Source organism: Microbacterium sp. NRRL B-14842 (genome assembly GCF_050470785.1).
The window spans coordinates 766,635-782,184 of record NZ_JBFLUM010000001.1; the positions used below are offsets into that span (position 1 = coordinate 766,635).

Annotated in this window: 15 protein-coding genes and 1 tRNA gene; 10 read left to right on the forward strand and 6 right to left on the reverse strand. The window is 70.2% G+C overall.

Annotation, left to right across the window (positions count from 1 at the left end; genetic code table 11):
• Positions 1–78: 78 nt before the first annotated feature.
• Both AB1285_RS03865 and AB1285_RS03870 read left to right on the forward strand, forming a co-directional pair.
• Positions 79–1,122 (forward strand): methionine ABC transporter ATP-binding protein, encoded by a 1,044-nt coding sequence (locus AB1285_RS03865; protein WP_187661970.1) that lies wholly within the window; start codon positions 79–81, stop codon positions 1,120–1,122.
• A complete protein-coding gene (locus tag AB1285_RS03870; RefSeq protein WP_187661969.1) occupies positions 1,122–1,781 on the forward strand; it encodes a methionine ABC transporter permease in 660 nt (219 codons plus the stop codon). Before AB1285_RS03865 ends, AB1285_RS03870 begins: the two co-directional genes overlap by 1 nt.
• Before the next feature lie 6 nt (positions 1,782–1,787).
• Here AB1285_RS03870 and AB1285_RS03875 read toward each other — a convergent pair whose 3' ends face one another.
• Both AB1285_RS03875 and AB1285_RS03880 read right to left on the reverse strand, forming a co-directional pair.
• Positions 1,788–2,711: a pseudouridine synthase gene (locus AB1285_RS03875; protein WP_363447048.1), complete on the reverse strand. Its 924-nt coding sequence runs from the start codon at positions 2,709–2,711 to the stop codon at positions 1,788–1,790.
• 344 nt (positions 2,712–3,055) lie between these two features.
• Positions 3,056–3,805 (reverse strand): SDR family oxidoreductase, encoded by a 750-nt coding sequence (locus tag AB1285_RS03880; protein ID WP_363447046.1) that lies wholly within the window; start codon positions 3,803–3,805, stop codon positions 3,056–3,058.
• A 63-nt stretch (positions 3,806–3,868) separates the two neighbouring features.
• Between AB1285_RS03880 and AB1285_RS03885 the strand changes: the two genes are divergently transcribed.
• Positions 3,869–4,339 (forward strand): RrF2 family transcriptional regulator, encoded by a 471-nt coding sequence (locus tag AB1285_RS03885; RefSeq protein WP_187661966.1) that lies wholly within the window; start codon positions 3,869–3,871, stop codon positions 4,337–4,339.
• 227 nt (positions 4,340–4,566) lie between these two features.
• On the opposite strand, the gene AB1285_RS03890 is transcribed toward AB1285_RS03885, so the two are convergent.
• Positions 4,567–5,061, reverse strand: a complete 495-nt coding sequence (locus tag AB1285_RS03890) for a MarR family winged helix-turn-helix transcriptional regulator (RefSeq protein ID WP_025105633.1) — start codon at positions 5,059–5,061, stop codon at positions 4,567–4,569.
• Positions 5,058–5,567 (reverse strand): GNAT family N-acetyltransferase, encoded by a 510-nt coding sequence (locus AB1285_RS03895; RefSeq protein ID WP_315637953.1) that lies wholly within the window; start codon positions 5,565–5,567, stop codon positions 5,058–5,060. Before AB1285_RS03895 ends, AB1285_RS03890 begins: the two co-directional genes overlap by 4 nt.
• A 123-nt stretch (positions 5,568–5,690) precedes the next feature.
• On the opposite strand from AB1285_RS03895, the gene AB1285_RS03900 reads away from it, so the two are divergent.
• From AB1285_RS03900 to AB1285_RS03925, 6 genes are all read left to right on the forward strand, one after another.
• A tRNA-Gln gene (locus AB1285_RS03900) sits at positions 5,691–5,762 on the forward strand.
• Between the two features lies 1 nt (position 5,763).
• Positions 5,764–7,194: a bifunctional UDP-N-acetylglucosamine diphosphorylase/glucosamine-1-phosphate N-acetyltransferase GlmU gene (gene glmU, locus AB1285_RS03905; RefSeq protein WP_370428453.1), complete on the forward strand. Its 1,431-nt coding sequence runs from the start codon at positions 5,764–5,766 to the stop codon at positions 7,192–7,194.
• Positions 7,195–7,201: 7 nt separating this feature from the next.
• A complete protein-coding gene (locus AB1285_RS03910; RefSeq protein ID WP_187661963.1) occupies positions 7,202–8,236 on the forward strand; it encodes a ribose-phosphate diphosphokinase in 1,035 nt (344 codons plus the stop codon).
• Between the two features lie 92 nt (positions 8,237–8,328).
• Positions 8,329–8,799: an FMN-binding protein gene (locus AB1285_RS03915; protein WP_370428454.1), complete on the forward strand. Its 471-nt coding sequence runs from the start codon at positions 8,329–8,331 to the stop codon at positions 8,797–8,799.
• Positions 8,800–8,814: 15 nt separating this feature from the next.
• The gene (locus AB1285_RS03920; RefSeq protein WP_370428455.1) at positions 8,815–9,708 is read left to right on the forward strand and encodes an FAD:protein FMN transferase; all 894 of its coding nucleotides are present in this window, start codon (positions 8,815–8,817) and stop codon (positions 9,706–9,708) included.
• Positions 9,705–11,279, forward strand: coding sequence for an FAD-dependent oxidoreductase (locus AB1285_RS03925; RefSeq protein WP_370428456.1), 1,575 nt, complete (start codon positions 9,705–9,707; stop codon positions 11,277–11,279). The genes AB1285_RS03920 and AB1285_RS03925 overlap by 4 nt, the downstream gene beginning before the upstream one ends.
• A gap of 372 nt (positions 11,280–11,651) precedes the next feature.
• Here the strand turns inward: AB1285_RS03925 and AB1285_RS03930 are convergent, their stop codons facing one another.
• Positions 11,652–13,142 (reverse strand): sensor histidine kinase, encoded by a 1,491-nt coding sequence (locus tag AB1285_RS03930; RefSeq protein WP_370428457.1) that lies wholly within the window; start codon positions 13,140–13,142, stop codon positions 11,652–11,654.
• 26 nt (positions 13,143–13,168) lie between these two features.
• Positions 13,169–13,897 carry a response regulator transcription factor gene (locus AB1285_RS03935; RefSeq protein ID WP_136051691.1) on the reverse strand — a complete coding sequence of 243 codons (729 nt, stop codon included), beginning with the start codon at positions 13,895–13,897 and terminating at the stop codon, positions 13,169–13,171.
• Between the two features lie 164 nt (positions 13,898–14,061).
• Between AB1285_RS03935 and AB1285_RS03940 the strand changes: the two genes are divergently transcribed.
• Positions 14,062–15,519 carry an ABC transporter permease gene (locus AB1285_RS03940; protein WP_370428458.1) on the forward strand — a complete coding sequence of 486 codons (1,458 nt, stop codon included), beginning with the start codon at positions 14,062–14,064 and terminating at the stop codon, positions 15,517–15,519.
• Positions 15,520–15,550 lie beyond the last annotated feature (31 nt).

The window sequence follows — 15,550 nt, forward strand, 5'->3', positions numbered from 1 at the left end:
CGGGCGACGCGGACGCGTCGCCCGATTCGTCGTCTTCAGGCCGACCCCGCCCTTTCCTCCCTCAAGACCGGAGAACCTATGCCGATCGTCTCCCTCGAGCACGTGTCGAAGAGCTACCCCTCGCCGTCCGCATCCGGCACGCAGATCACCGCCGTCGACGATGTGTCTCTGCAGATCGAGCAGGGAGATGTCTTCGGAATCATCGGCTATTCGGGTGCGGGGAAGTCCACCCTGGTGCGGCTCATCAACGCGTTGGAGCCGGCCTCCGCGGGCCGCATCACCGTCGACGAGGTCGAGATCACCGCACTCAGCGAACGTGAGCTCCGGCGCGTGCGAAGCGGAATCGGGATGATCTTCCAGCAGTTCAACCTCTTCTCATCGAAGAGCGTGCGGGCCAACATCGCGTATCCGCTGAAGCTCGCGGGATGGTCGAAGGCCGACATCGACGCGCGCGTGACCGAGATGCTGTCTTTCGTGGGGCTGAGCGACAAGGCACGCTCGTACCCCGAGCACCTGTCGGGAGGGCAGAAGCAGCGCGTCGGGATCGCGCGGGCGCTCGCGACCAGGCCGGCGATCCTCCTCGCCGACGAAGCGACCAGTGCGCTGGACCCGGAGACGACACATGAGGTCCTCTCCCTGCTCAAGCGCGTCAATGAGGAGCAGGGCGTCACGATCGTCGTCATCACCCACGAGATGGACGTCATCCAGACGCTCGCGACCAGGGTCGCCGTCATGGACCGCGGGCGAGTGATCGAGCAGGGAGACGTGTTCGAGGTCTTCTCCAACCCGCAGCATGCCGCGTCGCAGCGATTCGTCGGTACGGTCGTCAAGGGCGTTCCCTCCCCGTCCGAACGCGCCGTCCTGCGTGAACGGCACCAGGGACGACTCGTAACGTTCTCCTTCCGTGACGGTGGTCCGTCCCAGGCGCAGGTTTTCCTTGAGCTGGCGGAGGCCGGGCTGGAGTTCGAGCTCGTCTTCGGAGGTATCAACGACATCCGCGGTAGGGCCTTCGGCCACTTGACTCTCGCGATCCGCGGGGACGACGCTCGCATCGACGCGACGCTTGCACGGATCTCGGAGCGCATCGAAGTGACGGACATCGACCGCGAGGAGGTGCGCTGATGGATCGTCTGATCGAGTTGGGTCCTGAGTTCTGGACGGCTGCCGTCGAGACGCTTTACATGGTGTCGCTGACGCTGGTGCTGGGCGGTCTGTTGGGAGGCCTGATCGGAGTGGGGCTGTACCTGACACGGCCGGGCGGCATGCTGCAGAACAGAGCGATCTCCGCCGTGCTGAACCTCTTCATCAACTTCTTCCGCCCGATCCCCTTCGTGATCCTCATCACGGTCCTGATCCCGTTCTCCCGATTCATCGTGGGCAGCGGCATCGGCACGAACGCTGCCATCGTCGCCCTGGTGGTGGCGTCGATGTTCGCCATCGGCCGGATCGTCGAGCAGCATCTGGTCGGTGTCTCGCCGGGAGTCATCGAAGCCGCGCGCGCGATGGGAGCCGGACCGTGGCGAACCCTCCTCACGGTGGTGATCCCCGAGGCGCTTGGGCCGCTAATCCTGGGATACACATTCGTGATCGTGGCGCTTATCGATATGACGGCGATGGCGGGTTACATCGGCGCAGGCGGGCTGGGAAACTTTGCGTTGACGTACGGCCGACGCCAGTTCGAGCCTGTCGTGATGTGGGCGGCTGTGCTCCTCATCGTCGTGTTCGTGCACGTGGCTCAGACGCTCGGCACCCGGCTCGCGCGGAAGGTCATGCGCCGCTGAGGCCGATCAGCGTGCCGGGGCCTCCTGCAGGCTCCGGCGCGTGGTGAACGTGCGCTCCTGCCCGCTCAGCGGATCGGTGAACCGGAGCTCGCGTGCGAGGAGCTGGAGCGGGCGGCTGAAGTCGTCCGGACGCTCCGGCTGCAGCACGGGGTAGAAGCCGTCATGGAGGATGCCGAGGCCGAGCGCGGCGAGGTGTACGCGGAGCTGGTGCATCTTCCCGCTGTGCGGACGGAGAAGCGTGTGCACGACGCGGTCGTCGGCGGCGATGACCTCGATGAGCGTCTCGGAGTTCGGCTCGCCGTCCTCATCCACCTGCACGCACACCTGACCGCGGAGCTTCTCGATGCGGTTGCGGTAGACGAGCGGGAATCGCGACGGATCCCAGTCTGCCGGGCGCGCGGAGACGGCCTCGTAGACCTTCTCCACGCGGCGGTCCTCGAAGAGCAGTTGGTAGGCGCCGCGGGTTGCAGGGCGGGCGGAGAACATCAGCAGCCCCGCCGTGGCCCGGTCGAGGCGGTGGATGGGCGTGAGATCCGGGTTGCCGAGACGGTTGCGCAGCCGGACGAGGGCGGAGTTCTGCAGGTACTTGCCGCCCGGCGTGGTGGGGAGGAAGTGCGGCTTGTCCACCACCACCAGGTGCTCGTCCTGGTGCAGGATCTCCTCGGCGAACGGGATCTCCTTCTCGGTCGGAGGCTCCCGGTAGTACCAGACGAACTCCTCGGCGCCGAGAGGCGTGTCCCGGGAGAGCGGCCGGCCGTCGCGCGCGACGATCTCCCCGCGGTCGAAGCGCACGAGCAGCCGCTCCGGATCCAGGTGGAAGAACCGCTCGACCATGTAGGCGGCGACGGTGGGCCATGCACCCGTCATCGGCACGTGCAGCCGGGTCGCGCCGACCCCGTCGCGCACGGGAAGCGGGGAGGGCATGCCCATGTCTCGGCCTTCGGAGCAGGGGTCGCGGGGCCGCGACCGGGTGCTCCCAGCCTAGGCGACCGGCCGGGCAGAGTCCGTGGGCCGCGGCCGCCACTCATCCCGCCTCGGTTGCACGATCCCGTTGCGCCTGCACGACCGTTCCGGGGTTTTCGTCCCACGTCCGGACCTCGGTCGTGCATCCGGAGTGGTGGGGACCCGACCGGAGACAGGGTCGCTGTCCGCCTCGGCCGCACGATCCGGTCGCGCCTGCACGACCGTTCCGGGGTTTTCGTCCCACGATCGGACCCTGGTCGTGCATCCGGAGCGAGGGGACCGGAGACGGAGCCCCGGAACCGGTCGGGGTGTCAGCGGGTTTCGGTGGACAGCCAGTCGTCGAAGGTCGTCGGCGCCGTCCGCGCGTCGTCGCCGGGAAGCAGCACCTCACCCGCGAACTCGACGCCGAGCGCGGCACCCTTCCACGCGGCGCGCAGCGGAAGCTCACGCCCCCACGCGGCGAGGGTGCGGCGCGCCATGTCGACGGCGTCCTCCGTGCGGGGTCCGGCGATGTCGAACGAGCCGCCGAGGGCCGGCGACTCCGCCGCATCCACGAGCGCGACGGCCACGTCTGCGGGCGCGATGGGCTGCAGCAGCAGAGGGGGTACGATGCCTTCACCGTCCTCGATGCTCCACTCGGCGATCATCGCGGGGAAGTCGTGGAACTGCGTCGCCCGCACGATGGTGAAAGGCACCGCGCCGCGCGTGACCTCACGCTCCTGGGCGCGCTTACCCGCGTAATGCGGATTGCCGCGCACCCGATCGAGCGCCGCGATCGAGAGGGCCACGTGGTGGCCGACCCCCGCCTCGCCCTCGGCGGTGAGCAGCGTGCGGCTGAGCGTGGTGAACACCCGCTCGGCCTCGGCGACGTCGGATACCGGGGGATTCGTCGCATCGACGACCGCATCCACCCCGCGCAGCAGGGCGGGGAGGCCTTCGCCCGTGGTCAGATCGACGCCCTCGCTGCGGCTGAGCGACAGCGGATCGTGCCCCCGACGCCGAGCCTCTTCGACGACCAGTCGCCCGATCCGCCCCGTTCCCCCTGCGACCGCGATGCGCATGCCCACTCCTTCAATCATGGATATTGTGTGTCCACAATAGGGCGGCCTGGATACGATGGGCAAGTGAAACTTCCCGAGACCTCCGAATGGGTGCTGCACACCGTCGCGGTGATCGCCCAGCTCCCCGCGGGGTCGACGGTGTCCGGAGCGCAGCTCGCCGAGCATTTCGGGGTGCCGGGGCCGTATCTGTCGAAGCAGCTCGCCAAGCTCGTCCGCGCCGGAATCCTCACAGGCAGCACGGGACCCCGCGGTGGTTTCCGTCTGGCCAGGGAGCCCGAGAGCATCAGCATCCTCGATCTCGTCTCCGCGGTGGACGGCGCCGCCGACCCCTACATCTGCCGCGAACTCCGTCAGCAGGGGAGGGGCGCCGCCCGCCCGGAGGACTGCACCGCGCCGTGCGGACTCGCCGTCGTGATGCGCCGCGCCCACGACGCCTGGCGGGCTTCGCTGAAGGCAGTGTCGATCGCCGAGGTCGTCGCCACGCTCCCGGACACCGTCCCGGCCAAGAACCGGCGCCTCCTCCTCGGTCCCTGACCTACCCGGTCGCACGATCCGTGCCGGGTCGTGTCCTGCGACGTCTGCACGATCCGGGTCCGGATGCACGACCCGTGTCGGATCGGTCCTGCGACGCCTGCACGACCCGGGTCCGGATGCACGACCAGGTGACCACTTCTCCCGGGCAGCCGTGCACGGATCGTGCAGGCGGAACAGACCGGACGGAACGGACGGAACAGGCCGAACCGAACCACTCCAGGATCGGGTCAGGTGTCGAAGCTGAGGCTCAGTTTCCGCAGCAGGGCGGCCAGCCGGTCACGGTCGGCGCGGGAGAGGGCGCGCAGCAGGTCGGCCTCGGCGTCCACGAGCCGGGTGATCGCGGCGTCCACGCGGACCCGGCCGTCGTCAGTCAGGGTCACGAGCACGCTGCGGCCATCCGCCGGGTCGGCCTCGCGGCGCACGAAGCGGCGGCCGACGAGGCGGTCGATGCGGTTGGTCATGGTTCCGCTCGACACGAGGGTCTGTTGCAGGAGCTGCTTGGGCGAGAGCTGGAACGGGGAACCCGCCCGGCGCAGCGCGGACAGCACGTCCCACTCCCACGGCTCCAGGTCGCTCCGACGGAACACCTCGCGGCGTGCACGGTCGAGGTGCCGCGAGAGGCGATCCATGCGGGACAGCACCTCGAGCGGGGAGAAGTCGAGGTCGGGGCGCTGCGTGTTCCACGCACCGACGATCCGATCGACCTCATCCGCCTCGCTCATCCGTTCATTATCGCGTGCGGCGGAGTCGTGGCCGCGGATGACGCGGGGAGCAGCATCGTGAGGAACGCGCTGTGCGGGTCGGGGAGGTACGAGCCGAACGGCGCGCCCTCCCGAAACCCGGCGGCGGTGTACATGGCCAGGGCGGGAGCGAAGAAGGGGTCCTTGCCGGTCTCCAGCGAGAGGCGACCGATGCCTCGCGCGGCCGCGTCGTCGAGGAGGTGGCCGAGCATCGTGCGCCCGAACCCGCGCCCGCGGAACGCCGGGTCGGTGCGCATCGACTTCAGCTCCTCGTGTCCGTCGGCCACCACGGCCAGCGCACCGGTCGCGGCGATCCGTCCGTCGACGATCCCCGTGAAAAACCGGACGCGAGGAGTGAGGAGCCGGTCGAGCGGGAGCGCATGCTGGCTCTCCGGCGGAGCGGTGCCGTCCATCTCCGCATGGTGAGCGGCGATGAAGGCCGCGATCTCGGGGGTGGCGACGGTGACGCGCTCGATCACGATGGTCATCGCCCCAGCATCGCAGAGCGGTGTTTCGGGCGGATGACGGGCCGGTGCGACGCGGGTCGCACACACAGGAACGGACACCGGGACGTGGCAGACTTATCGGGCGGTGCCCCGGGGGTGCCGCGGTCCGCCGTGGTGTAATGGCAGCACGACAGCCTTTGGAGCTGTGAGGTCTAGGTTCGAGTCCTGGCGGCGGAGCATGACTGAGAACAACCTCGCCGTCGTCGTCCTCGCCGCAGGCCAAGGCACGCGCATGAAGTCGCGCCTGCCGAAGGTGCTGCACCGGATCGGCGGGCGTCCGCTCGTCGGACACGTGCTGACGACCGCGACCCGCCTGCACCCGGCGCACATCGAGGTGGTCGTGCGGCACGAGCGTGATCAGGTCGTGTCCGCGCTGCATGAGGACCACCCGGATGCGGTCTTCGTCGATCAGGACGAGGTTCCCGGCACGGGGCGCGCGGTCCAGGTGGCGGTGGATGCCCTTCCCGCCGACTTCGACGGCGACGTGCTCGTGCTCTCCGGCGACTGCCCGCTGGCCGATGCCGAGACGCTGTCGACGTTCCTCGCCGAGCACCGCGCCTCCGGAGCGCCGGCGACCCTCATGACCGCCCTCGTCGATGACCCCACCGGCTACGGGCGGGTCATCCGCGACGCCGACGGCACGGTCGACCGCATCGTCGAGCAGAAGGACGCGACGGAGGAGGAGGCCGCCGTCAGCGAGATCAACGCAGGAATGTACGTCTTCCGTGCCGCCACGCTGCGCAGCTACCTGCCCCGCCTCGGTGTCGACAACGCGCAGGGCGAGATGTACCTCACGGATGTGCCCGGCCTCGTGCGCCGGGACGGCGACCGGGTCGCCGCCTCGATCGTCTCGGACGTCGAGGTCACGTTCGGGGTCAACGACCGCGCCCAGCTCGCCGAGGTCGGCCGGCGCCTGAACGCCCGCATCGTGCGCCGCTGGCAGCTCGAGGGCGTCACGATCGTCGACCCGGCCACGACCTGGATCGACGACGACGCCACGCTCGCCCCGGACGTCACCGTGCTCCCGAACACGCAGATCCTGCGCGCGACGACGATCGCCGCGGGAGCGACGATCGGCCCGGACACCACGCTCGTCGACTGCGAGGTGGGGGAGGACGCGGTCGTCCGCCGCACCGACGCGACCCTGGCCGTGATCGGTGCCGAGGCGACCGTCGGCCCGTTCTCGTACCTCCGCGCCGGTACCGTGCTCGGCCCGAAGGGCAAGATCGGCGCCTACGTCGAGACGAAGAACGCCGAGATCGGCGAGGGCAGCAAGGTCCCGCACCTGTCGTACGTCGGTGATGCGACCATCGGCCGCGGGGTGAACCTCGGGGCGAGCACCATCACCGCCAACTACGACGACGTCAACAAGCACCGCACGGAGATCGGCGACGAGGTGCACACGGGCTCGCACACGGTGCTGGTCGCGCCCGTTAGGCTTGGTCCTGGTGCGAAGACCGGCGCCGGCGCCGTCGTCCGCAAGGACGTCCCGGCCGGTGCTCTGGCCATGAGCGTGGCCCCCCAGCGCAACATCGAGGGGTGGGTCGAGAAGAACAGAGCAGGGACGGGCGCGGCGGATGCCGCGGCCCGGGAGAATTCGGCGGAATAGGCGGAGCATGGCCCGGAAGAAGAAGACGGTCGACCTGGATCGCGACAACGGCGTGGCCCCCGGCCTCGTCGCCAAGACGAAGAAGCGTCTGGTCATCGCGGGTGGTCGATCGCATCCCGAGCTGACCGCGGCCGTCGCCGCCTCGCTCGGCACCGAGATCGCTCCGGTCGAGCACCGCACCTTCGCCTCCGGCGAGATCTACGCCCGCTTCGAGGTCTCGATCCGCGGCTGCGACCTCTTCCTCGTGCAGACGTTCGGCGAGCCGGTCAACGAGTGGCTCATGGAGACGCTCATCATGATCGACGCCGCCAAGCGCGCCTCGGCCAAGCGGATCACCGTCGTCGCCCCCTACTATCCGTATTCGCGTCAGGACAAGAAGGGCCGCGGCCGCGAGCCCATCAGCGCCCGCCTCGTCGCCGATCTGCTCAAGACGGCCGGCGCCGACCGCGTCATGAGCGTCGACCTGCACGCCGCCCAGATCCAGGGCTTCTTCGACGGCCCCGTCGACCACCTCTTCGCCAAGCCGGTGCTCCTCGACCACTTCGAGCGCACACTCACCCCGGAGGACCGCGAGATCCTCACGGTGGTGTCCCCGGACATGGGACGCGTCCGCGTGGCCGACACCTGGTCGGACAGCCTCGGGGCGCCGCTCGCGATCATCCACAAGCGCCGCGACCCGAAGGTCGCCAACCAGGTCTCGGTGCACGAGATCGTCGGCACCGTCGAGGGGCGCACCTGCCTCCTCGTCGACGACATGATCGACACCGGCGGCACGATCGTCAAGGCGGCGCAGGCGCTCAAGGCGAACGGCGCGCACCGCGTGATCGTCGCCGCGACCCACGCGATCTTCAGCGACCCGGCGTCCGAGCGGCTGCAGGACGCGGCCATCGACGAGGTCGTCGTCACGGACACCATCCCGCTCTCGGAATCGCGCCGCTGGGAGACGCTGACCGTGCTGCCGATCGCGCCGCTACTGGCCCGCGCGATCCACGAGGTCTTCGAGGACGGCTCCGTCACAAGCATGTTCGGCGGGGACGCGTAACGCATCGGGACGGCACAGCCCGTGCATAGCCGGGCTGCTTACGGTCGAGTCATCGACGGAAGAGTCGACCGACGCCGACCACGGAGGACCCCATGATCCGCACGACCGTTCCCACCTCTGTCCGCACCGGCACTGCCCTCCTCGGGGTCGCAGGGCTGTTCGTCCTCGCCGGATGCTCGTCGACCGGCGACGCCGCAGACACCTCGACCGCCACTGACGAGACCGCGGGGTCGAGCTCGTCCTCGTCGTCCGGCGACGCCTCCGGCACCTACACCGACGGCACCTACACGGCCGACGGCTCGTACCAGACCCCGGAGACGGTGGAGGAGATCACCGTCACGCTCACGCTCGCCGACGGCGTCGTGACGGAGGTCGAGGTGACGGGCGACCCGAAGGCTCCGGAGACCGAGCGGTACCAGGGCGAGTTCATCGACGGGATCGCCGATGAGGTCGTGGGGAAGCCGATCGACGAGCTGAACGTCAGCCGCGTCGCCGGGTCGTCGCTCACGAGCGGCGGCTTCAACGACGCCGTGGCCTCCATCAAGGAGCAGGCCGCCGCCTAGGCGCGAGGCGTCCTCATGGGGGAGTGGCGATTCGAGGCGATCGGCACCGGGTGGGAGATCGAGACCGGCGCCCCGCTCACGGATGACGTCCGCGCGGCCGTGACAGTGGAGATCGAGCGGTTCGATCGCGCCTGGTCCCGGTTCCGCGACGACTCCGATGTGGCCCGGCTCGGACGGTCGGGCGGCTCGCTGTCCTCGCCGGACGCGGGGCCGATGCTCGACGCCTATCGCGATCTCGACGCCGCCACGGCCGGTGCCGTGAACCCTCTGGTCGCCGACAGCCTGGAGGCCCTGGGCTATGACGCCGCGTATTCGCTGCAGGCCGGGGAGCCCCGCCCCGCTCCCGCGTCCTGGACATCCCTGCTGACCTGGTCGGCGGACACAGTCGAGGCGCACGAGCCCGCCCTCCTCGACGTGGGCGCCCTCGGCAAGGGGCGTCTCGTCGACCGTGTGATGGCGGTGCTGGCCGACATCCCCGGTGATGTTGTCGTGGATGCCGGTGGGGACATCCGCGTGCGGGGTGCCGGCGCGCGCATCGCGCTCGAGCACCCGTTCGATGCGCGGAAGGCGATCGGCGTCGTCGAGGTCGCTGACGGAGCGTTGTGCGCATCGGCCGTCAACCGAAGGGCCTGGGGCGAGGGCCTCCACCACGTGCTCGATGCGCGGACAGGACAGCCCGTCCGCACCTGGGCGGCGACGTGGGCACTGGCCCCGGAGGCGATGAGGGCAGATGCCGTGGCCACCGCGCTGTTCTTCGACGGCGGCCCGGAGCTGGCCACCCGCTGGGGCGTCGAATGGGTGCGCATGACCACCGACGGCCGTGTGCAGCGCTCGCCGGGCTGCCAGGCCGAGCTCTTCACCGCAGCTCCTGGGCGAGCCGCCGGAACCGTGGGAGACACGACACCATGACCACTGCCTTCGCCGCCGCCCGCCAGCGCGTCCTCGCCGTCCTCGGCGCGCTGTCGATGTACCGCCTCGTGCTGTTCGCGCTGACGGCACTCGCGCTCGTCGCCCTGGTGCTCTCCCTGTTGGGTGTGATCGTCTCCCCGACCCCGGTCGAGCTGCTGGCCTCCTTCGCGGTGCTGGCGGTGGCGATCGCCGCCGTGGACGCGGTCGCCCAGCGCCTGCTTCGCCTTCCGTGGCGCGTCGAGTCGTCCCTCGTCACCGCCCTCATCCTCCTGTTCGTACTGCGTCCTGGCATCGAGCCCTCGGCCCTGCTCGGCCTCGCGATCGCCGGCGCGGTGGCGAGCGCGTCCAAGTACCTCATCGCCTGGCGGGGACGGCACATCTTCAATCCGGCAGCGTTCGGCGCCGCGGTGGTGTCGATCCTCGGAGCGTTCGGCGCGTTCAGCTGGCTCGGCACCTCGTCGTCGTGGTGGGTCGGCACACCGGGTCTCGTGATCCCTGTCGTCCTCCTCGGGCTGGCCGTGCTGTGGCGCACGGAGAAGGTCGGCGTCGTCCTCCTGTTCCTCGTCGTCGCCGTGGCCACCTCGATCGTGCGGCAGGCGGTGCAGGCCGGGCAGTTCGACGTCTCCTTCGATCTCACGACGGCACTGTCGTTCGCGGTGCTCCAGTCGCCGTTCCTCTTCCTCGGAGCGTTCATGCTGTCGGAGCCGTTGACGCTACCACCGCGGCGTCGTCAGCAGCTCGTCGTCGCCGTCGTGGTCGGGCTCCTCGCGGGGTGGCCGATCTCGGTGGCGGGCCTCTTCACGCTCGGGCAGGAGCGCGCCCTGCTCATCGGCAACCTCGTGGCCTTCGCGTTCGCGCTCCGGGGGTCCGTGCGCCTCGTCCTCGAGCGCCGCGCCCTCGTGACGCCCACCGCCCAGGAGCTCACGTTCCGGGCGAAGGGCCGCGTGCGGTTCCTTCCCGGGCAGTACCTCGAGCTCGATGTCCCGCATCGGCGCCCTGACGCGCGGGGGACGCGCCGCGAGTTCAGCATCGTGTCCGCCCCCGCCGACCTCCCGACACTCCGCATCGCCTACAAGAACGGCGACCAGCAGCATCCGTCGAGCTACAAGCGCGCTCTCGCGGCGGCCGCGCCCGGCGCGACCTTCGCGGTGACGGGCACCTGGGGCGATTTCATCCTGCCGCGTGGCGAGCAACCGGTACTCATGGTGGCGGCCGGCATCGGTGTGACACCGTTCGTCTCGCAGCTTCGGCAGCTCCAGGCGACGGGGCAGCGGCGTGACATCGTTCTCGTCTATGTGGCGTCCTCGGCGGAGGAGCTCGCCTTCCGGGACGAGCTGGCCGCGACGGGTGTGCGCACGTTCGTGTTCACCCGCGACGAGCCGGCCGACATTCCTCCGCACTGGACGTGGGGGCAGGGGGCACGCCTGGACGCGGAGACCCTGGAGAGCGCGGTGGACGACCTCTCGGCGCGGCACGCGTTCGTCTCCGGCCCGCCGCGGCTCATCGCCGACCTCGCGCCCGCGCTGCAGAAGGCCCGTTCCCTCACCACCGACGCCTTCGCCGGCTACTGACCCGGATCGTCTTCCATCCCCTTCATCCGGGGCGTGCGACGCCTGCACGACCCCGCGACATCCGCACGACGGAATCCCCGGTCTCGTCGTGCATCCGTCCCCGGATCGTGCAGACGGCACGGGTGCATGAGCGGGGGACGGGTGCACGGCCGGGGGACACCTGCACGACTGGGGGACGGATGAACGTGGGGATGGACGGATGGGTCGTGTGGGCGGGTTCGGGTCGTGCCGGTGAGCACGGGCTCATCTCGACCTCGGAGACCGGCCAGGACACCTGCACGACTGGGGGACCGGTTCACGACCGTGTGAACGGATCAGTCGTGCGGGCGGGTTCCGGTCGTGCAGATGAGCGGGGCAGAAGGAACCCCCGGGTCAGGCGTCGGGGGTCTCGCCGGGAGGAGTCAGCGGGATCCGGACGGTGAAGGTCGTGTCGCCGGGTTCACTCTCGACCGAGATGCGGCCGTGGTGGCCCTCCACGATGGCCTTGACGATCGCGAGACCGAGTCCGGTGCCGCCGGTCTGCCGGGCGCGGGAGCTGTCCCCGCGGGCGAACCGGGCGAAGAGCTCGTCGCGGAGGGCGGGATCGATCCCCGGGCCGTCGTCGTGCACGCGCAGCACGGCCTCGTCGCCCTCCCGGGCCACGCTCAGCGTCACCGTGGTCCCCGCGGGCGTGTGCGTCCTGGCATTGGCCAGCAGGTTCGCGACGACCTGATGCAGCCGTCCCGCGTCGCCCACGACCGTCACAGGCTCATCCGGCACCTCGATGTTCCAGTGATGGTCGGCCGCGGTCGGCCGCGCGTCGGAGAGGCCCTCGAGGGCGAGCTGGGCGAGGTCGACCGTGCCGTACACGAGCTCACGGCCCTCGTCGAGGCGGGCGAGGAGCAGGAGGTCCTCCACGAGTCGCGTCATCCGCAGCGACTGCGCCTGGATGCGCTCCAAGGAGGAGGTCGTGCCCTCGATGACCGCGTCTTCCTTCGTCGCCTCCGGCGCCTGACGCAGTGCCCGCAGCGAGAGCTCCGAGTAGCCGCGGATCGAGGCCAGAGGCGTACGCAGCTCATGGCTCGCGTCGGCGACGAACCGGCGCATCTGCTCCTCGTTCTTCTGTCGCGCCGAGAGGGACGTGTCCACGTGGTCGAGCAGCTTGTTGAGCGCGGCGCCGACGAGCCCGGTCTCCGTCCGCGGATCGGCCTCGCTCGCCGGCACGCGCTCGGTGATGCTGACCTCGCCACGGTCGAGCTGCTGATTGGCGACCCTCGTCGCGGTCGCCGCGACCGCGCGCAGCGGCCGCAGCCCCACGCGGATCGTGACCGCCGTGGTGAGGGCGAGGAGGATCAGGCCGCCCGCCGTGGCGAGCAGGATCACGGTGAGGAGCTGCGTGAGCTGATTCTGGACGTCGTCGCGGGGGAGGCCCGTGACGACGACGACGCCGTTGCTCGCGGTGGTCGCGACGACCCGATACGAGCCGAGGCCGTCGAAGGAGATTGTGGCAGGGGTGCCGAGCGCGACCGTGCCGTACAACCTCTGCAACTGCTCGGGAGTGAGCGGCTGCGGCGTGCTGTTCAACGCCCCACGAGTCTCCTGGAACGTGACACCGCTCGGTCCGGCCACGGGGCTCCCGAGCGAGAGCAGCAACCCGGGGGCGCGGGAGCCGAGGAGAGGGAGGATGTTGTCGACGGTAGCCTCGGACGGCGCGATCCCCTCCACGATCCGATCCCTGATCGTCGCGGCGTAGCTCTTCACCTTGTTGTCGAGCTGGTCCTCCAGCGTGCTGCCGAGGGTGGCGCTGGTGATGACGGCGACGATGACGAGGATCAGCGACACGAACCCGATCACCGCGGTCATCAGCCGCGTCTGCAGGCTCATGGGCCGTCGCGCCACCGTCGCTCCGCTCACTGCGGGGCCTTGATCATGTAGCCGACGCCGCGCACAGTGTGCAGGAGGGGCGTGCGGCCGGCGTCGATCTTCTTCCGGAGATAGGAGATGTAGAGCTCCACGACCGACGACTTGCCACCGAAGTCGTAGCTCCAGACGCGGTCCAGGATCTGCGCCTTGGACAGCACCCGGCGCTCGTTGCGCATGAGGTACCGCAGCAGCTCGAACTCGGTCGCGGTCAGCTCGATCTCCACGCCGTCCCGGACGACCTCGTGGCTGTCCTCGTTGAGCGTGAGATCGGCGACCCGGAGGATCGACTGCCCGTCGTCGGCGCTGGCGTGTCCGGTGCGCCGGATGATCGCGCGGAGCCGGGCGATCACCTCCTCCAGGCTGAACGGCTTGGTCACATAGTCGTCGCCCCCGGCGGTGAGCCCGGCGACGCGGTCGCCCACGGCGTCCTTCGCCGTCAGGAAGAGGACGGGGACGAGGTTGCCCGCTTCGCGGAGCCGCTTGAGCACGGCCATCCCGTCGAGGTCGGGCATCATGATGTCGAGCACGAGGGCGTCCGGCTCGAACTCCTTCGCGACCTGGAGCGCCTCGAGGCCGGAGGACGCGGTGCGCACCTCCCAGCCCTCCATGCGCAGGGCCATGGCGAGCAGATCGGTGAGCATCTGCTCGTCGTCCACGGCGAGGATGCGCAGAGGGGAGCCGTCGGGGCGGCGCAGTTCGGGCAGGTCGCTGGTCATGCCTCTATTCTGCGGAACTTCCTATGTGATTTCTATGGAACGGGCTATGGGTTCTCTGGGAGATGTCCGCCTCATAGAACCCTCATCATCCGTCCCTCGGATCCGCATAACGGTCGTCCCTAGCGTCGGTTCCGCGCCGCGATCGTCGCGGCGGGAGGAGAGACATGTACGGACGATATCTGCGGCGCGAACTCGCGGGCCGCAAGAAGCAGACGGCGATCGTGGCCATCGGGCTCGCGATCGCGATCGGACTGGTGATCGTGGTGAACGCCCTGACGACCGGTGTGCGCGACGCCCAGACCCAGTCGCTGGCAGCGGTCTACGGAGTGGGGACGGATCTCACCGTCACCGGCGCCGCCGCGGAACCGGGCGACGGGACGGGACCGCGGTTCGAGTTCGACGAGGACGCGGGGGAGAGCGACGGCGAGACCACGACCCTGGAGCAGTCGACCCTGCGCACGGACTTCGGCCGGACGACGCTCGATGCCGCGGTGCTGGACACGGTGGCCGGTACCGACGGCGTCGCCGCCGCGACCGGTGCGCTGAGCCTGACGAACTCGACCTTCTCCGGTGAGCTGCCGAGCGGCGGCTTCGGCGGGCAGGACGGCGCTGAGGGCGGCGAGGCGCCTGCGGAGGGCCAGGCTCCTCCGCAGGGCGGCGGTGGCGGTGGCGGTGGCGGTGCGTTCGGCATCGACTCGTTCACCGTCCTCGGCATCGACCCGTCCGCGACGGAGGTCGGCCCGCTGGCCTCCGCCGAGATCGGCGAGGGGCGTGGGCTGGACGCCGACGACAGCGGAGCCCTCGTCGCGCTGGTGGACAGCACGTACGCCGCGAGCGAAGACATCGCCGTCGGCGACACCCTGGACGTCGCGGGCTCCGACGTCGAGGTCGTCGGCCTCCTCACCTCGGCGTCGGATGCCGCAGACACCGCGGCGGACGTCTACCTCCCGCTCGACACCGCGCAGGAGCTGGCCGGCGTGGAGGACGTGATCTCCACGGTGTACGTGCAGGCGGATTCGGCGGCGTCCCTCGACGAGGTGCAGACGGCCCTGGCGGAGGAGCTTCCCGACGCCACCGTCTCCTCGCAGTCCGAGCTCGCTGCGACCGTGTCCGGCTCGCTCTCGAACGCGACGGCGCTCGTCACGAACCTCGGCACCTGGCTGTCGATCATCGTCCTCGCCGTCGCCGTGCTGCTCTCGGTGCTCCTCACCCTCTCCGGCGTCGGCCGTCGCACCCGCGAGTTCGGCACCCTGAAGGCGATGGGGTGGTCGAACGGCCGCGTCGTGCGCCAGGTCGCCGGGGAGTCGATGGTGCAGGGCCTCCTCGGAGGAGCAGCAGGTCTCGTGCTCGGCCTCGCCGGGATCCTGATCATCACCGTCGTGCAGCCGACCGTGGCCGCCGGCTCCGCGGCCGTCGGGGGAGGCCCGGAGGGAGGAGGCGGCTTCGGCGGCATGGCTCCGGGCGCAGAGACGGCCGACATCGTGCTGCAGGCACCGCTGACCCCCTGGGTGCTCGTCGCCGCCGTGGGCCTCGCGGTGCTGGGCGGGCTCGTCGCCGGCGCCTTCGGAGGCTGGCGGGCCGCGCGGCTGAGCCCGGCAGAGGCCCTGCGGTCCGTCGCATGAGCGACGTCGCGAACCACACAGGAGAGAAGGA

Excerpts from the sequence above, each read along its gene's own strand:
- AB1285_RS03895 (WP_315637953.1), bottom strand. The coding sequence starts at position 5,567 with ATGACCATCGTGATCGAGCGCGTCACCGTCGCCACCCCCGAGATCGCG.
- AB1285_RS03875 (WP_363447048.1), bottom strand. The coding sequence starts at position 2,711 with ATGGGCATGCCCTCCCCGCTTCCCGTGCGCGACGGGGTCGGCGCGACC.
- AB1285_RS03915 (WP_370428454.1), top strand. The coding sequence starts at position 8,329 with ATGATCCGCACGACCGTTCCCACCTCTGTCCGCACCGGCACTGCCCTC.
- AB1285_RS03890 (WP_025105633.1), bottom strand. The coding sequence starts at position 5,061 with ATGAGCGAGGCGGATGAGGTCGATCGGATCGTCGGTGCGTGGAACACG.
- AB1285_RS03870 (WP_187661969.1), top strand. The coding sequence starts at position 1,122 with ATGGATCGTCTGATCGAGTTGGGTCCTGAGTTCTGGACGGCTGCCGTC.
- AB1285_RS03865 (WP_187661970.1), top strand. The coding sequence starts at position 79 with ATGCCGATCGTCTCCCTCGAGCACGTGTCGAAGAGCTACCCCTCGCCG.
- AB1285_RS03935 (WP_136051691.1), bottom strand. The coding sequence starts at position 13,897 with ATGACCAGCGACCTGCCCGAACTGCGCCGCCCCGACGGCTCCCCTCTG.
- AB1285_RS03910 (WP_187661963.1), top strand. The coding sequence starts at position 7,202 with ATGGCCCGGAAGAAGAAGACGGTCGACCTGGATCGCGACAACGGCGTG.
- AB1285_RS03925 (WP_370428456.1), top strand. The coding sequence starts at position 9,705 with ATGACCACTGCCTTCGCCGCCGCCCGCCAGCGCGTCCTCGCCGTCCTC.
- AB1285_RS03940 (WP_370428458.1), top strand. The coding sequence starts at position 14,062 with ATGTACGGACGATATCTGCGGCGCGAACTCGCGGGCCGCAAGAAGCAG.
- glmU (WP_370428453.1), top strand. The coding sequence starts at position 5,764 with ATGACTGAGAACAACCTCGCCGTCGTCGTCCTCGCCGCAGGCCAAGGC.
- AB1285_RS03880 (WP_363447046.1), bottom strand. The coding sequence starts at position 3,805 with ATGCGCATCGCGGTCGCAGGGGGAACGGGGCGGATCGGGCGACTGGTC.
- AB1285_RS03930 (WP_370428457.1), bottom strand. The coding sequence starts at position 13,142 with ATGAGCCTGCAGACGCGGCTGATGACCGCGGTGATCGGGTTCGTGTCG.
- AB1285_RS03920 (WP_370428455.1), top strand. The coding sequence starts at position 8,815 with ATGGGGGAGTGGCGATTCGAGGCGATCGGCACCGGGTGGGAGATCGAG.